Origin of the sequence: Lentzea sp. NPDC092896, assembly GCF_044754905.1 — a bacterium.
In the GTDB taxonomy this organism is placed as follows: domain Bacteria; phylum Actinomycetota; class Actinomycetes; order Mycobacteriales; family Pseudonocardiaceae; genus Lentzea.
The window spans coordinates 237,231-252,413 of record NZ_JBIVPX010000003.1; the positions used below are offsets into that span (position 1 = coordinate 237,231).

Genomic DNA, 15,183 nt, shown 5'->3' on the forward strand with positions numbered 1-15,183 from the left:
GCGTCATTTGAGGGACGCAGGTCACCCTGACTTCACGAATTGGTTCTGAACCGTTACGGTCCTTTCATGGCGCGGTCGATGCATGTGCGACGTCCGGCAACGTTGGCCTCTCTGGCCGCTGAGCTGGGCGTTTCCCGGACAACGGTGTCCAACGCGTACAACCGGCCCGACCAGCTCTCGCCCGAGCTGCGTCGGCGGGTGTTGGACACGGCCCGAAGGCTGGGTTATCCCGGCCCGGATCCTGTGGCGCGCTCGTTGCGCACGCGCAAGGCCGGGGCGGTGGGCCTGCTGCTCACCGAGAACCTCTCCTACGCGTTCCGCGACCCCGCCGCGATCGGGTTCCTGGAGGGCCTCGCGCTCGCGTGCGAGGACGCCGGAACCGGTCTGCTGCTGGTGCCCGCGAACCCCGAACGCGAGGACGTGGCGTCCGTCCACCGTGCCGGTGTCGACGGCTTCGTCGTCTACTCGGTGCCGGACGACGACCCGCACCTCGCCGCCGTGCTGGAACGCCCGGTGCCCACCGTCGTCTGCGACCAGCCGGACCTCGGCACCGTGGACCGCGTCGGCATCGACGACCGCGGCGCGATGTACGAGCTCGCGAAGCACCTGATCGGGCTGGGCCACCGCCGCATCGGCGTCGTGTGCATGCGTCTCGCGCGTGACCGCAACGACGGCTTCGTGACGCCGGACCGCCAGCACGCCGCGCACTTCCACGTGCAGCGCAACCGCCTGTCGGGCCTGGCCGAGGCGTTCAGCGAGGCCGGCGTCGACTGGTCGCAGGTGCCCGTGGTCGAGCGCTTCGACCACAACATGGCCTCCGGCGCGTCCGGCGCGGCCCAGGTCCTCGACCGCGACCCGCAGATCACCGCCCTGATCTGCACCTCGGACGTGCTGGCGCTGGGCGCGATGACCGAGGCCGCCCGCCGTGGCCTGCGCGTGCCGCACGACATCACGGTGACCGGGTTCGACGGCATCCGCGCCGGCGAGGAGGCCGGGCTCACGACGGTCCGCCAGCCGGTGCTGGAGAAGGGCCGGGCGGCGGGCAAGCTGCTGCTCGACACGAACGAGCGCACGCGGCCGCGGTCGGTGAACCTCGCGACCGAGCTGATCATCGGCAACACGTCGGCGGCGCCGCGCGGTGGTGCCGAGGAGCGCTGGTTCGGGCCGTGAGGCCTAGTGCTCCAGCCTGAAGACGACGGGTGAGCTGGCCTTTCCGGCCAGCTTCGCCACCAGCAGGTAGTCGCCGGGGCCGACCTTCGCGTGCGCGCCGCAGCCCGGCTGCGAAGTAGAGCCCGCCCACTTCGTGCCGTAGTTGAAGGCTTCCTTGGGCTGCATCACGCGCACCTCGTTGCCCACGGCGGACAAGCAGTGGTTGCTCGACCACAGCACCGTCGCGCCGTCCGCGGTCAGCACGTTCAGCTCGCGGTGCTGGCGCCCGATGTCCCTGATGCACGGCACCGGCCCGGTGTTGACGATGTCCATGGACAGTTCCGGCTGGTCACCGATGGTGTAGAAGGGCTTGTTGGCCTTCGCCACGACCCCGATCACGTCGTCGGGGCACGGTTGCGGCGGCCCGGGAGGCGGGGGCGGTGGCGTGGTCTCCGTCGGCGAGGGCGGCGGGGTCGTCGAGGAGGACGACGCGGCCGCCGGGCTCTCGGACATGCTCGGCGGCGGGTTCGAGGACGACGCCGCGGCCGCGTTCGTGGGCTGGGCGGTCTCTGCGTCCGAGCCGAACATCCCGACGATCCAGATGACGAGCAGGAGTGTGACCAGCGCTGCCCCGATCGCGGCGAGGCGGCGGCGCCAGTACACCGTGGACGGCAGCGGACCTGTGGGCTCGATCACGGCCCGAACGTAGCCCGACCAGGTCTGATCCAGGCGTAGGCGAGCGTCGCTCGATCCGGTGAACGTGATATTGAGCGGAAACCCCTTGTGAACGTGCGCTAACTCCGGTTCCAATCGACGTGGGGTCCGCCGGTAGGCCATGGAGGTGTGTCACATGACCGCGATCGACGAACTGCTCAAGCGGAACTACGAGCTCGGGAACGTGGTTCCAGGAGACCGTTCATCCGCGAAGCCGTCCCTGCAGGTGGCGATTCTGACCTGCATGGACTCGCGCATCCGGGTGTTCGAGATCTTCGGGTTGAAGCAGGGCGAGGCGCACGTGCTGCGCAACGCTGGAGGGGTCGTCACCGACGACGCCATCCGGTCGCTCGCGCTGAGCCAGCGCAAGCTCGGCACGCGCGAGGTGCTGCTCGTGCACCACACGAACTGCGGCCTCGAGATGGTGACCGAGGACGACTTCAAGGACGAGCTGGAGTCCGAGACCGGTCTGCGCCCGACCTGGGCCGTCGAGGCGTTCAAGGTCGTCGAGCAGAGCGTGCGCGGGTCGATGGCCCGGCTTCGCCACAGCGCGTTCATCCCGCACACGGACAAGATCCGCGGGTTCGTCTACGACGTGCACACCGGTGAGCTGCGCGAGGTCGACGCGGCCGCGACCCAGGCTGCCTGACGTTCGTTGGGAAGGGCCCCCTTCGGGGGGCCTTTTCGTTGCGCGACAATGGCAGGTGATGAATCACGAGTTGCTGTTGGGCTGGTGGGACACCACCGCCCGCGACCTGCCGTGGCGCCGTCCGTCGTGCACCGCCTGGGGCGTGCTGGTCAGCGAGATCATGTTGCAGCAGACGCCGGTCTCCCGCGTCGAGCCGATCTGGCACGAGTGGCTGGCGCGCTGGCCCGTGCCGTCCGCGATGGCAGCGTCGTCGCAGGGCGAGGTGCTGCGGATGTGGGGAAAGCTCGGCTACCCCCGTCGTGCCATGCGGCTGCACGAGGCCGCCACCGCCATCGCGCGCGACCACGGTGACGTGGTGCCGTCGGACATCGAGACGCTGGAGTCGTTGCCCGGCATCGGCAGCTACACGGCTCGTGCGGTGGCCACGTTCGCGTACGGGCAGAAGTGCGCTGTCGTCGACACGAACGTCCGGCGCGTGGTCGCTCGGGCCGTGCACGGAGCCGGTGACGCCGGGCCGCCGTCGACCAAGCGCGATCTCCGCGACGTCGAGGCGATCCTGCCCTCGTCGCAGGAGGACGCCGCCGTGTTCTCGGCGGCGTTGATGGAGCTCGGGGCGTTGATCTGCACGGCGAAGAACCAGAAGTGCGCCGACTGCCCGTTGTTCGCCGAGTGCGCGTGGCAGCGGAACGGCCGACCGGCCTACGCGGGGCCGGAGAAGAAGGTGCAGAAGTTCGCCGGCACCGACCGTCAGGTCCGCGGCAAGCTGCTCGACGTGCTGCGGGGCGCGCCCGGACCGGTGCCCAAGATCCAGCTCGACGTCGTCTGGAACGACGTGACGCAACGCGAGAAGTGCCTTGTGTCCTTGTTGAGCGATGGACTTGTTGAACAATCCGACGACGGCCTCTTCCACCTGCCAGGGGAAGGGATTGTTGAACAATCCCTTCCCCTGATTGTTCAACAATCCAACAAGGGGACGATCTGATGCACGCCCTGGTCGCCTACTTCGACGCCGACGCCGAACGTAGGATCGTCGGATTGTTGAACAATCTGGGTGTTGAACGATCCGGCGTTCCCCACCTGACCTACGCCGCCGCGACCACCATCGGCCCCAAGGTCCGCAAGGAACTGCGCGAGGACCTCGAACGGCTGTGGATGCCGGACCTGTGGCTGCACACCCTGGGCACGTTCTCCACCACCGAGAACGTGCTGATGCTCGGCGCGGTGGTCGACAGCGAACTGCTCGCGGTCCACTCGGCCATTCACGACGTGCTCGCCGGCAAGGTCAAGAACCCCAGCGCCTACTACCTCCCAGGCAACTGGGTTCCCCACTGCACCCTCGTGCAGGGCCTCGACGACGAACAGACGAAGGCCGCGTTCGCCAAGGTGTTCCCGGTCGAGCCGATCCGCGCGAAGGTCCGCGAGGTGTCAGTCGTCGACACTCAGACCGGCGAGATCGACGTGCTCAAGAAGGCCTCCACGGCACCTCGGTAGACCCACGGCGCGGTGGCGTGCACGACGTGGCCGGCCTCTTCGACGTAGAGGTACCGGCCTTTTGAGCGCCGTGCCGCGTCTTCCATCTGGTTCGGCAGCTGACCGCCCTTGCCCGCCTCGATGACGAGCGACGGGCACCGCACGGCGTCGATGAAGTCCCAGTACGCGCGCGTGCCCCAGTGGCCCGCGATCTCGTAGAGGTCGTCCATCTCGGCGATCAGGTGCCAGCCGTCCTCGCGTTCCTCGAAGTACTCGGCGAACACGGGCGAGCCGAAGTACGACGTCACGTGCCCGAGCGACTGGAAGGGCACCGGCCAGGCGTCGAAGAGCCACTTCCACTCGTCGATCGTCCTGCCCCTGTTGTCCGGGGCGAAGTCCTCGACCACAATCGCGCGCACCAGGTCCGGTCGGGCCGCCGCGAGACACCACGCGTGCAGCCCGCCCATGGAGTGCCCGATCACCACGGCGGGCCCGAGGTCCAGGTCCTCGATGGCGGCAGCGGCGTCGGCGACGAAGTCCTCGGTGCGAAACGGTCCCCGCCGCGGGTTCCGGCCGTGCCCGCGCTGGTCGATCCCGACCACGCGGCCGAACGGCTTGAGCCACTGCGCGACCGGCCACCAGGCGGTGGCCCTGCTCATCAGACCGTGCAGGAGCAGTACGCCTTGACCCGTTCCGCCGAACTCCACCACCGACACAGGGATGATTAACGCATGAAGGCCCGCCCGTACCTGATCGCCCTGGTGTTGATCGTGCTCGTCGCAGGTCTGCTCGTCGTGTTCAGAACGCCGAGCAACGACCCGGCGAAGCAGCAGGAGACGTCACCGGAGGCGGCGGTGGAGGCCGGTGCGGGCGCCGGCGACCCGTACTACCCGACGGACGGCAACAGCGGATACGACGTCACGCTGTACGACCTCGCGATCACCTACGACCCGGGGTCCAAGCAGCTCGACGGCGTCGCGTCCGTCACCGCGACCGCCACGTCCGACCTGTCGCGCTTCAACCTCGACCTGGAAGGCCTGAAGGTCAGCGAGGTGAAGGTCGGCGGCCAGCCGGCGAAGTTCGCGCAGGAGGGCGACCACGAACTCGTGATCACGCCTTCCTCCCCGCTCGCGAAGGGCAAGCCGTTCACCGCCGTCGTCACCTACGGCGGCAAGCCCACGACGATCGACGACGCCTCGCTGGGCCGCAGCGGCTGGCAGGTCTCGTCCACCGGCGGTGCGTTCGCCGCGGGTCAGCCGCGCTCGGCCACGACGTGGTTCCCGGCCAACGACACCCCGCGCGACAAGGCGGCGCTGAAGATCGCGGCCCGCGTCCCCGACGGCTGGACGGCGATCTCGAACGGCCTCGAAGGCCCGGTGACGCGCGACGGCGGCTGGACGACGTTCAACTGGACGGAGGAGACGCCGCTCGCGACCTACCTGGCCACGGTGGCGATCGACAAGTTCGAGGTGGTCCGCTCTCAGCTGCCGAACGGCACGCCGGTGGTCGACGCCTACGCCCCCGGCACGTCCGCCGCCAAGAAGCCGATCCAGGCCCAGGGCCCGGAGATCCTCGCGTACCTGGAGACGAAGTTCGGCCCGTACCCGCAGCGCGCGGCGGGCAGCATCTGGGTGGCCGACCAGATCGGGTTCTCGCTGGAGACCCAGACCAGGCCGATCTACGCGGCGTGGGCGGACCTGGAGACGGTCGTGCACGAGAACGCCCACCAGTGGTTCGGCGACTCGGTGTCGATCAGGAGCTGGGCGGACATCTGCCTGAACGAGTGCCTGGCGTCGTACGCGCAGTGGCTGTGGCTGGAGAAGGAGGGCACGGACCTCGACGAGCGCTACCGCGAGGGCGTCGAGCAACGCCGCGAGCGGTCGTCGTTCTGGGCGCCGAAGCTCTACGACATGGGCAAGGGCAACGAGTTCCGCGGTGTCTACGACAAGGGCCTCATGGGCATGCACGCGCTGCGCAAGACGGTCGGCGACGACGTGTTCTTCAAGGCCCTGCAGTCGTGGACGGCCCAGCACCGCGACGGCAACGCCACCTGGCCGGACTTCGAGGACCACTTCAAGCAGGCCTCGGGGAAGCCGCTGGACGGGTTCTTCAAGGCCTGGTTCCGCGACTCGGGCATTCCCGACGATCAGTACCTGCTGCCTGCCGGTGTTCGTCGCTAGGCTGGTTGACATGGCAGTCGTGAAGATCAACGCGATCAAGGTCCCCGAGGGCAACGGCCCCGAGCTGGAGAAGCGGTTCGCCGCCCGGCTGGGCGCGGTCGACAACCAGCCCGGCTTCCTCGGCTTCGAGCTCCTGCGTCCGGTCGCGGGCGAGGACCGCTACTTCGTCGTCACGCACTGGGAGACCGATGAGGCCTTCACCGCGTGGCGCGACGGCGAGGCCGGTGCGGCCGCACATTCCGGTGAGCGCGCACGGCCCGTGTCCAGCGGCGCCGACCTTCTGGAGTTCGAGGTCGTACTGGGGAGCAAGCCCAAGCAGTGATCGAAGAGGCTCTTGACCAAGCCGCCGAGCTGATCACCGGTGCGGACGCCGTTCTCGTCTGCGCCGGTGCCGGCATGGGCGTCGACTCCGGTCTCCCGGACTTCCGCGGTACCGAGGGCTTCTGGCGGGCGTATCCGCCCTACGAGCGCCTCGGGCTGAAGTTCGAGGAGATCGCCGATCCCGTGCACTTCGCCGACGATCCCGCGCTGGCGTGGGGTTTCTACGGCCACCGGCTCGGCCTGTACCGCGAAACGGTGCCGCACGAGGGTTTCGCCGTCCTGCGGTCGTGGGGTGCGCGGGTCTTCACGTCCAATGTGGACGGTCAGTTCCAGAAGGCGGGCTTCACCGACGTCGCCGAGGTCCACGGTTCGATCCACCACGCCCAGTGCGTGGAACCGTGCACCGACGAGATCTGGGAGTGCGCCTTCGACGTCACCGTCGATCCGTCGACGATGCGCGCGGTGGGCGAGTTGCCGTCGTGCCCGTCGTGCGGCGGGTTGGCGCGGCCCAACATCCTGATGTTCGGCGACTGGGGCTGGGTGCCGCATCGCAGCCAGCAGCAATTGGACGCGCTCACGGAGTGGCGTCGTTCGCACCGGAAACCGGCCGTGATCGAGATCGGTGCCGGTACCGCCGTGCCGACCGTGCGGCGTCAGGCCGAACTGGCGAGCGCGGCTTCCGGTTCGCTGATCCGGATCAACGTCCGCGAGCCCGCGGTGCGGCACGGCCGAGGTGTGTCGCTGCCGATCGGTGCCTTGGAAGCCCTCACAGCCTTGGCACGACGAACTGCGTGACGACGGCCCGGTGATCGCTGCCGGGAAGGTCGAACACGTCCACCGTGTCCACCAGGACCTTCGAGTCGACCAGCACGTGGTCGATGGTGACCGGCGGCGGCCAGAACCCGCTGTCGGAGGGCCAGGTGTGGATCAGGCCCTTGCCGACCTGGTCGGCGGCGTCGACGTAGCCCTTGTTCAGCAGCCGCGTGAGGCCGACGTGGTCGAGCGTGGCGTTGAAGTCGCCGGCGAGCACCCGGATCGCGCCGGTCGAGTCGGGCGACGGCAGCCCGGCGAGCTCACGCTGCCACGCCTCCGGCCCCTCGGTGACCACCGGCGGCAACGGGTGCACGGAGACGACCTCGATGTCCTTGCCCGGCAGGTCCACCAGTGCCCCGGCCTGCTGCAACGTGCCCGGCGGCGTCAGGTTCCGCCGGGTGAGCGGGTACTTCGAGGCGAGCCCGCTGCCGGAACCGCCCGGCTCGTCCAGCAGGACCCGGTTGGGCAGCACCTGGTTCAGCCCGGCCCGTTCGAGGTCGCGGACCATGTCGGGCGTCAGTTCCTGCATCGCGAGGATGTCGATGCCGCGCCTGCGGACCTCCTGGACGATGAACTGCGCGTCCGCGATGCCGGTGAGCAGGTTCGCGGTCATCAGCCTGACCTGCTGTCCGACCCCGTTGGGCCGCGCGTCGGGAAACGCCCGCGGCGCCACGTTCGCGACCAGCACGATTCCCACGATGGTCATCGTCAGCCCGACGACCCACCGCTTGCGGAACAACGCCAGCAACCCGATGAGCAGGCCGAGCACGGTGATGTAGGGGGTCAGCGACGTCGCGGCGATCATGTACCGCGACCCGTCGATGCCGAGCAGCCTGACCAGCGCCGCCGCGACGAACGCGATCGCGCTCAGGACCAGCAAGAACGTGGCGATCCCGCTCCTGGCCGGTTTCACCTCGGTGGTGGCCACGCCGTGCAGTGTGCCCGAACGCGCGTCGGTCTCCGGTGTGGTGCTCACACCCGAATGGACGGCCGGCACCCCGCTCCCGTTGCCCGCCGAAAATTGTCAGACCCCTCCGCCATGCTGATTCCAACCGACTCAGAGGGGGCCCGATGGGAGCCAAGGACTGGATGCTCTTCTACGCATCCGACGACGTCAGCAAGGTGCTGCGGGGAGCGCCGAAGATCGACCGCGAGGCCACGGCGGCCTTCGTCGAGCGCCTCTACCCGTCCCACGACATTCGCCCGATCGAGGACGGCACCCTCGACTACGCGAACCCGCCGGAGGGCAAGGTCTACGCCGGCGTGTTCGAGGGCCTGTCGATCATCTGCACCTGGGACGCCGCCAACGACTCCTACGCGGACCTGCCGGACCGGTTCGTCCGCGAGGCCGCCGGCCGCACCCTGTACCTGCACGCGATGCACAGCGTCGTGGACTTCTTCTCCTACGCCATCTGGGAGCCGGACGGCACGGTGCGCCGCGCGTACAGCCTCTCCCCCGACAGCGGCGTGATCGCCGACGTGGGCACGCCCCTGCCGTTCGAGGAGAAGTACCTGGCAGGCGACCCGGAGTTCCTCGAGTCCTTGGACGAGGACGACGAGTACCCGTTCCGCTTCCACCCGCTCGACCTGGCCGAGGCGGCCCTGCGCGCGCTGTTCGGCTTCAACTACGAGGGCGCGTACGAGGACGACGACCCGGAACTGGAGGCCGTTGTGCTGGCGGGCTACGCCGTGACGCCCCGCTGAGCGCCGGGCACGAGGCTGAGGAGGTCGATGATCGCGTCCGCGTTGAACACGTGAGCCGGGCCAGGGAGGTCGCTGGTGAACGCGGTCAGCTCGGCCTGCCTGGCGCGTTCCGCCCTCCTGCGGGCGCGCAGCACCAGCAGGTAGATCAAGTCGGCCAGAACGCCCACGTGGAGAACGAACTGCCAGATCCCCAGATGGAAGGAGTCCGCCGTCAGAGCGTCGCAGCCGGATGCCGGGGCCGCGCGCCGGGCATGCGGTCGAGCAGGCCGCAGATCGTGTCGACCACGACCATCAGGTCGTCCGGGTGGACGTGGTCGGGCGCGACCAGGTAGACGAAGCCCGACTCGAAGGTCAGCGACATCCTCCTGGCCCAGTTGGGCAGGCTCTCCGCCTGGTCGATGAGCCAGTGCAGCGCGTCGAAGTTCAGCTCCCTCGCCGCAGCTGCCGGATCACTGCCGTACGCCGAGAACTCCTGGTCCATGGGCGGCAGCAACGGCACCGGTAGCCACTCGGCATCGGCCTGCTTCGCGGTTTCCGGTTCGTTGCCGACGATCTGCTTCCGCTCGGACTCGATCCGGCCGGGCGACAACGGCTGACCGTTGAGTCCGTACTTGTTCGGCCGCGTGACCTTCAGCGGAGCCAGGCGGGCGGTGGCGATCTCGATGCGGTGCTCCTGCAGCCAGCGCACTCCGAGACCGCGGCTGTCGTACCGGATCGACGCCTCGGTCACCCTGACGTGCCACTGACCGCGCTGGAAGTCCAGCGACAGGTCGAACTGCCTCTTCGACCGGAACGCGATCGAGAACTCGTTCCAGAACGGTTTGCACAGCTCGGCCGTCCACATGGCCGCCTCGTCAGGACCGAGTACCTTGCCGCCGAGACGCTGCGCCAGCGGGGTCAGCGCCGCGATCTGCTCGTCCCGCGCCTTTCCGTGGCTGCGGAACTGGAGCCAGCGCCGCCCGACCATGAACACGATCATGACGGCAAGGGCGGTCAGAACAAGAGGGTTGAGCAGGTAGTCCGTCACCCACAGCTTCAGAAGATCCATGATCAGAGGTCCAGATACCCTTCGATGCGCTGTTTCGAGTGATCAGTTCCGGTCTCACGCGACTCGGCGGCCTGCTGTCGCAAGGACTCGTTTCGCGCGCCCTTCTCGTGGGCGGGGTTCACCTGAGCGAGTGCTTCGTTGCCGACCGCGTCGCCCATCGACTTCCAGAAGCCTTGCTTCACGCGCTCGCCGACGATGCCCTCGTGGCTGTTCATCCGGGTGAGCGGGTTGCTCCTGAACGTCTCCCACTTCGTCTTGCCGTGGAGCGCGTCGGTCGCTTCCTGACTCCGGACCTTCTTGTCCGCCATGGCCTTCTTGAAGCCGGTGCCGAGGTTCTTCGCCTTGGTCGCCAGGTTGCGCAGGAAGTCCATGATCTTGGTCAGCAGCTGACGCAGCTTCGCGACGATGCGCGACACCCTGCTCGCGGTAGAGGCCACGCGAACGCCGGTCGCGGCACCCGCGGCGGCCGTGGAAGCACCGCAACTCGGTACGGCGGCGGCCAGCGCCGGAATCCAGATCATGATCAGCCACGTGATCAGCTCGGAGAGGATCGCCTTGATGACGTCCTCGATGATCTGCATGACCATGGACGACATCATCAGCAGTTCGGCGAGTTCCCCCGCCTGGCCCGCGACCCCGTCGATGCCCTGCGCGAACTCGCCCAGCTTCGTCGCGGCTGCCTCCGAGGCGCTGCCGCCCCAGGTCGTCACGGTGCTCTGCAGGTCCTCCGTGAACCTCGTGCTGAGGTCGGAGATGCCCTGGGCGATCGCCCCGAAGTTCTCGCCGGCCTGCTGCAGCGCCGGACCGTCACCACTGACGAAGTGGATCGCGTCCTCAAGCGGCTGCACCACGCTGATCAGGAAGTTGAGGCCCTGCCCTACGAGCCAGCCGATCGGGTCCGTCACCATGCCCTGGCCGAACTCGACGACCGACGTGACCAGCGCGCTGCCCTCGGAGGTCAGTCCGGCCACGCCTCCGGTGTCGCCCGTCTTGCCCGCGGCCTCCTTGGCCTTGACGAAGTTGCCCCAGATCGGGGCGTTCTCCTCGGCCTTCTGCCCGAGGGTCTTCTCCCCGACGGTGACCTTGACCTGGGTGTCGCCGCTGCCGGCCGTGTAGTCCTGCTCCGCCATGCCGGCCTAGCCCCTCTCGACCTGGATGCCGTCGAGCAGCTTCTGCAGCGCCGCTTCCTGGTCCGCATAGCCCTGGGCGGTGCCGCGGAACTTCTCCGCGCCGGAGTCCAGCCCTTCGGTCATCGCGGTGAGCGTGTCCTTGAGATCACCGAGCATCTCCGCGTACTGCTGCTTCACGAAGATTCCGACCACGCCCCACGACTTGTCGCCGACGTCGGACTTGTCGACCAGGCCGGTGACCTCACCCGCGAAACCGCGATGACCCTGGAGCTTGTCGGCGTACTGCCGCAGCTCTTCGGGGTTGACGCTGAACCCGCTCACCGGCCGTCCTCGTCGTCGTAGAGGTTCAGGAACTTGCCATCCTTTGTGGACGGGGCGGCGGGCGGCGGCTGCGACCTGTCGTCCCAGGCGTTGCCGCGCATGATGTTCTGGTCGGAGAAGTCGTCGTGCGGCTCTGGTGCGGGCCTGCGCGGCGGAACCGGCGGACGGACCGGGGCGGCGCTCGGAGGCTGAGTCGCCGGTGGCGCGAACGGCATCGGCGGGCGTGGTGGAGCCGGAGCGGCAGGGCGGGCTTCTTCGGAGGTGACGGCCCGAAGTTCCTCTTTGGACATTCCGAAGAGCTGCGCCTGGGTTTCGAGAACCTGGTCGGACAGCTTCATGTCGTCACCGATAGCGCCCTCGACGATGCCCGCCTGGCGACGGGCGGCCTCGGCGACGGCCTTCTGCAGCGTCGACATCAGTTCGGCGGCGAGCGCGTGCGGTGGGCGGCGCATCGCCTGATCGGTGAGCCGGATGTCCTTGATGCTGCCGGACGGACCGGCCACCACCGTCACGGCGCGGTCGGCCGAGGTGGCGACCGCTTCCAGTTCGGTGAGTTGTTGCCGCATCTCGCCGACCTTCGCGAACTGCTGGTCAACGCGCTGCATCTGGGACTCGAACCGCTCGAACTGAGCAGCCAACTGCTCGAACGCCGCCGACGGCACAGGGACCTCCTCCTCGACAATCGCTCGCCGCAAGATCACGCGAGCGGAGGACATGGTGGCAGGAGGGGTTTCCGGTTCGCGGCGAAACGGACGAATCGAGGTATTCGGGTGACTCAGGCGACAAACGACAACGGCCCCCAGGCCGGAAGCCTGGGGGCCGTTCTCACGTGCTGCCTAGATCACTCGGACTCGGTCGCCGGAGCGTCCTGCGGCTCGATGGCCGCGGGCGCCGCGAGCTCGACGGGCGGGGCGTCCGGCACGCGGTTCGGCTTGGCCTCGCCGCGGAACACGAACTTCGCCTTGTCGTGCTGGTCCGACTCGCCGTCCCAGCCCTCGACGTCGGTGATGATGATCTGGCCCGGCTGAAGCTCGCCGAACAGGATCTTCTCCGACAGGGTGTCCTCGATCTCGCGCTGGATCGTCCTGCGCAGGGGGCGGGCACCCAGGACCGGGTCGAAGCCGCGCTTCGCGAGCAGGGACTTGGCCCTGTCGGTCAGCTCGATCGCCATGTCCTTGTTCTTCAACTGCTGCTCGACGCGGGCGATCATCAGGTCCACCATCCTGATGATCTCGTCCTGGGTCAGCTGGTGGAAGACGATGATGTCGTCGATGCGGTTGAGGAACTCGGGCCGGAAGTGCTTCTTCAGCTCGTCGTTGACCTTGTTCTTCATGCGCTCGTAGTTGGACGCACCGTCCTGACCCGAGGTGAAGCCGAGGCCGACGGCCTTGCTGATGTCCGACGTGCCCAGGTTCGACGTGAAGATGATGACGGTGTTCTTGAAGTCCACCGTCCGGCCCTGACCATCGGTCAGGCGGCCGTCTTCCAGCACCTGGAGCAGCGTGTTGTAGACCTCCTGGTGGGCCTTCTCGATCTCGTCGAAGAGCACGACGGAGAACGGCTTGCGGCGCACCTTCTCGGTGAGCTGGCCGCCCTCTTCGTAGCCGACGTAGCCGGGAGGGGCACCGAAGAGCCGCGACGCCGTGTACCGGTCGTGGAACTCGCCCATGTCGATCTGGATGAGCGCGTCGTCCTCGCCGAACAGGAAGTTCGCCAGCGCCTTCGAGAGCTCGGTCTTACCGACACCGGACGGGCCGGCGAAGATGAACGAGCCGGAGGGGCGCTTCGGGTCCTTCAGACCGGCGCGGGTGCGGCGGATCGCCTTCGACACGGCCTTGACCGCGTCGACCTGGCCGATGATCCGCTTGTGCAGCTCGTCCTCCATGCGGAGCAGACGCGTGGTCTCCTCCTCGGTGAGCTTGAACACCGGGATGCCGGTCCAGTTGGCGAGGACCTCGGCGATCTGCTCGTCGTCGACTTCGGCGACGACGTCCAGGTCACCGTCCTTCCACTGCTTCTCCCGCTCGGCCTTCTGGCCCAGCAGCGTCTTCTCCGCGTCACGCAGCTTCGCCGCGCGCTCGAAGTCCTGCGCGTCGATCGCGGACTCCTTGTCGCGACGGACGTCCGCGATCTTCTCGTCGAACTCGCGCAGGTCTGGCGGCGCGGTCATCCGGCGGATGCGCATGCGCGCACCGGCCTCGTCGATGAGGTCGATCGCCTTGTCGGGCAGGAACCGGTCGTTGATGTACCGGTCCGCCAGCGTGGCGGCCGCGACCAGCGCCGAGTCGGTGATCGAGACGCGGTGGTGCGCCTCGTACCGGTCGCGCAGGCCCTTGAGGATCTCGATGGTGTGCTCGAGCGACGGCTCGCCCACCTGGATCGGCTGGAAGCGGCGCTCCAGCGCGGGGTCCTTCTCGACGTGCTTGCGGTACTCGTCGAGGGTGGTGGCACCGATCGTCTGCAGCTCGCCACGAGCCAGCATCGGCTTGAGGATCGAGGCCGCGTCGATCGCGCCTTCGGCGGCACCCGCGCCGACGAGGGTGTGGATCTCGTCGATGAACAGGATGATGTCGCCGCGCGTGCGGATCTCCTTGAGAACCTTCTTCAGGCGCTCTTCGAAGTCACCGCGGTAGCGCGAGCCCGCGACCAGCGAGCCGAGGTCGAGCGTGTAGAGCTGCTTGTCCTTGAGCGTCTCGGGCACCTCGCCCTTGACGACCATCTGCGCCAGCCCCTCGACGACGGCGGTCTTGCCGACGCCGGGCTCGCCGATGAGGACGGGGTTGTTCTTGGTGCGGCGGGACAGCACCTGCATGACCCGCTCGATCTCCTTGGCACGCCCGATGACCGGGTCGAGCTTGCCTTCACGGGCCGAGGCCGTGAGGTTGCGCCCGAACTGGTCGAGGACCAAGGAAGAAGACGGCGTGCCCTCGCCACGACCGGTCGACTCCGCCGCACCCTTCTCGGTGGAGTAACCGGACAGCAGCTGGAGCACCTGCTGACGCACCCGGTTGAGGTCGGCCCCGAGCTTCACGAGGACCTGGGCTGCGACGCCCTCGCCCTCGCGGATCAGGCCGAGCAGGATGTGCTCGGTGCCGATGTAGTTGTGGCCGAGCTGAAGCGCCTCGCGCAGCGAGAGCTCCAGGACCTTCTTCGCACGGGGGGTGAAGGGGATGTGTCCACTCGGAGCCTGTTGGCCCTGGCCGATGATCTCTTCGACCTGCTGGCGGACGCCCTCCAGCGCAATCCCCAACGACTCGAGCGCCTTGGCGGCGACACCTTCACCCTCGTGGATCAGACCCAGGAGGATGTGCTCGGTGCCGATGTAGTTGTGGTTGAGCATCCTTGCCTCTTCTTGGGCAAGAACAACCACCCGCCTCGCGCGGTCGGTGAACCTTTCGAACATTCGCACTCCCTGACTGCTGCGTCGGCGGTCCTCGGCTCCACCGATCTACCCTGGTGAGCGCGGCACCGTGGCTCCACTGTAGTGGGCGGTTCCGAGGCCTGTGGCTCCCATCAGCGGCAAGCCGCGTCCGGAGAACATTGACATCAGCATCAACGCAGGTCGGGAGCAACGGATTCCACAGATCGGGCGATGTCCGCTGAACGCGAACAACCGACCGTTGAGCGATACTCCTGTGACCGGGCCCACGTGCGGAGGCGACTGAGAGAGATCTTGGGTAAGGT

Annotated in this window: 17 protein-coding genes; 8 read left to right on the plus strand and 9 right to left on the minus strand. The window is 68.1% G+C overall.

Annotated elements, in window-relative coordinates:
* The first annotated feature begins 66 nt into the window (after window positions 1-66).
* On the plus strand, window positions 67-1,170 hold the full coding sequence (locus tag ACIQF0_RS16785) for a LacI family DNA-binding transcriptional regulator (RefSeq protein WP_093596028.1): 1,104 nt from the start codon (window positions 67-69) through the stop codon (window positions 1,168-1,170).
* A gap of 3 nt (window positions 1,171-1,173) precedes the next feature.
* Here the strand turns inward: ACIQF0_RS16785 and ACIQF0_RS16790 are convergent, their stop codons facing one another.
* Window positions 1,174-1,845, minus strand: a complete 672-nt coding sequence (locus ACIQF0_RS16790) for a hypothetical protein (protein WP_401030351.1) — start codon at window positions 1,843-1,845, stop codon at window positions 1,174-1,176.
* 154 nt (window positions 1,846-1,999) lie between these two features.
* Between ACIQF0_RS16790 and ACIQF0_RS16795 the strand changes: the two genes are divergently transcribed.
* From ACIQF0_RS16795 to ACIQF0_RS16805, 3 genes are read left to right on the plus strand one after another with little or no spacing between them, the layout of a single operon-like run.
* Window positions 2,000-2,512 carry a carbonic anhydrase gene (locus tag ACIQF0_RS16795; protein WP_093594123.1) on the plus strand — a complete coding sequence of 171 codons (513 nt, stop codon included), beginning with the start codon at window positions 2,000-2,002 and terminating at the stop codon, window positions 2,510-2,512.
* A gap of 58 nt (window positions 2,513-2,570) precedes the next feature.
* Entirely contained in the window at window positions 2,571-3,494 is a 924-nt protein-coding gene (locus tag ACIQF0_RS16800) for an A/G-specific adenine glycosylase (RefSeq protein ID WP_401030352.1), read from the plus strand.
* Complete coding sequence (locus tag ACIQF0_RS16805) at window positions 3,494-4,003, plus strand: 2'-5' RNA ligase family protein (protein ID WP_401030354.1); 510 nt, start codon at window positions 3,494-3,496, stop codon at window positions 4,001-4,003. The genes ACIQF0_RS16800 and ACIQF0_RS16805 overlap by 1 nt, the downstream gene beginning before the upstream one ends.
* On the opposite strand, the gene ACIQF0_RS16810 is transcribed toward ACIQF0_RS16805, so the two are convergent.
* Entirely contained in the window at window positions 3,952-4,698 is a 747-nt protein-coding gene (locus tag ACIQF0_RS16810) for an alpha/beta fold hydrolase (RefSeq protein ID WP_401030356.1), read from the minus strand. The two genes, ACIQF0_RS16805 and ACIQF0_RS16810, sit on opposite strands and share 52 nt — an antisense overlap.
* Window positions 4,699-4,713: 15 nt before the next feature.
* Between ACIQF0_RS16810 and ACIQF0_RS16815 the strand changes: the two genes are divergently transcribed.
* Genes ACIQF0_RS16815 through ACIQF0_RS16825 form a run of 3 tightly spaced genes read left to right on the plus strand, consistent with a single transcriptional unit; the run spans window position 4,714 to window position 7,278 of the window.
* Window positions 4,714-6,162 (plus strand): M1 family metallopeptidase, encoded by a 1,449-nt coding sequence (locus ACIQF0_RS16815; protein WP_401030357.1) that lies wholly within the window; start codon window positions 4,714-4,716, stop codon window positions 6,160-6,162.
* 10 nt (window positions 6,163-6,172) lie between these two features.
* Window positions 6,173-6,484, plus strand: a complete 312-nt coding sequence (locus ACIQF0_RS16820; RefSeq protein ID WP_030480510.1) for an antibiotic biosynthesis monooxygenase — start codon at window positions 6,173-6,175, stop codon at window positions 6,482-6,484.
* Window positions 6,484-7,278 (plus strand): SIR2 family NAD-dependent protein deacylase, encoded by a 795-nt coding sequence (locus ACIQF0_RS16825; RefSeq protein ID WP_401031438.1) that lies wholly within the window; start codon window positions 6,484-6,486, stop codon window positions 7,276-7,278. Before ACIQF0_RS16820 ends, ACIQF0_RS16825 begins: the two co-directional genes overlap by 1 nt.
* On the opposite strand, the gene ACIQF0_RS16830 is transcribed toward ACIQF0_RS16825, so the two are convergent.
* On the minus strand, window positions 7,250-8,272 hold the full coding sequence (locus ACIQF0_RS16830) for an endonuclease/exonuclease/phosphatase family protein (RefSeq protein ID WP_401030360.1): 1,023 nt from the start codon (window positions 8,270-8,272) through the stop codon (window positions 7,250-7,252). The two genes, ACIQF0_RS16825 and ACIQF0_RS16830, sit on opposite strands and share 29 nt — an antisense overlap.
* A 95-nt stretch (window positions 8,273-8,367) precedes the next feature.
* On the opposite strand from ACIQF0_RS16830, the gene ACIQF0_RS16835 reads away from it, so the two are divergent.
* Window positions 8,368-9,000 carry a DUF6928 family protein gene (locus tag ACIQF0_RS16835; protein ID WP_401030362.1) on the plus strand — a complete coding sequence of 211 codons (633 nt, stop codon included), beginning with the start codon at window positions 8,368-8,370 and terminating at the stop codon, window positions 8,998-9,000.
* Here ACIQF0_RS16835 and ACIQF0_RS16840 read toward each other — a convergent pair.
* The 6 genes from ACIQF0_RS16840 to ACIQF0_RS16865 form a co-directional block, all read right to left on the minus strand.
* Window positions 8,979-9,167, minus strand: coding sequence for a hypothetical protein (locus ACIQF0_RS16840; protein WP_401030364.1), 189 nt, complete (start codon window positions 9,165-9,167; stop codon window positions 8,979-8,981). The two genes, ACIQF0_RS16835 and ACIQF0_RS16840, sit on opposite strands and share 22 nt — an antisense overlap.
* A gap of 44 nt (window positions 9,168-9,211) precedes the next feature.
* Window positions 9,212-10,048: a hypothetical protein gene (locus ACIQF0_RS16845; protein WP_401030366.1), complete on the minus strand. Its 837-nt coding sequence runs from the start codon at window positions 10,046-10,048 to the stop codon at window positions 9,212-9,214.
* Window positions 10,049-10,050: 2 nt separating this feature from the next.
* On the minus strand, window positions 10,051-11,178 hold the full coding sequence (locus tag ACIQF0_RS16850; protein WP_401030368.1) for a WXG100 family type VII secretion target: 1,128 nt from the start codon (window positions 11,176-11,178) through the stop codon (window positions 10,051-10,053).
* Between the two features lie 6 nt (window positions 11,179-11,184).
* A complete protein-coding gene (locus tag ACIQF0_RS16855; protein WP_401030370.1) occupies window positions 11,185-11,499 on the minus strand; it encodes a WXG100 family type VII secretion target in 315 nt (104 codons plus the stop codon).
* Window positions 11,496-12,161, minus strand: a complete 666-nt coding sequence (locus tag ACIQF0_RS16860) for a YbaB/EbfC family nucleoid-associated protein (protein ID WP_401030372.1) — start codon at window positions 12,159-12,161, stop codon at window positions 11,496-11,498. Before ACIQF0_RS16860 ends, ACIQF0_RS16855 begins: the two co-directional genes overlap by 4 nt.
* Before the next feature lie 179 nt (window positions 12,162-12,340).
* Window positions 12,341-14,902 (minus strand): ATP-dependent Clp protease ATP-binding subunit, encoded by a 2,562-nt coding sequence (locus ACIQF0_RS16865; RefSeq protein ID WP_360049136.1) that lies wholly within the window; start codon window positions 14,900-14,902, stop codon window positions 12,341-12,343.
* Window positions 14,903-15,183: the final 281 nt, after the last annotated feature.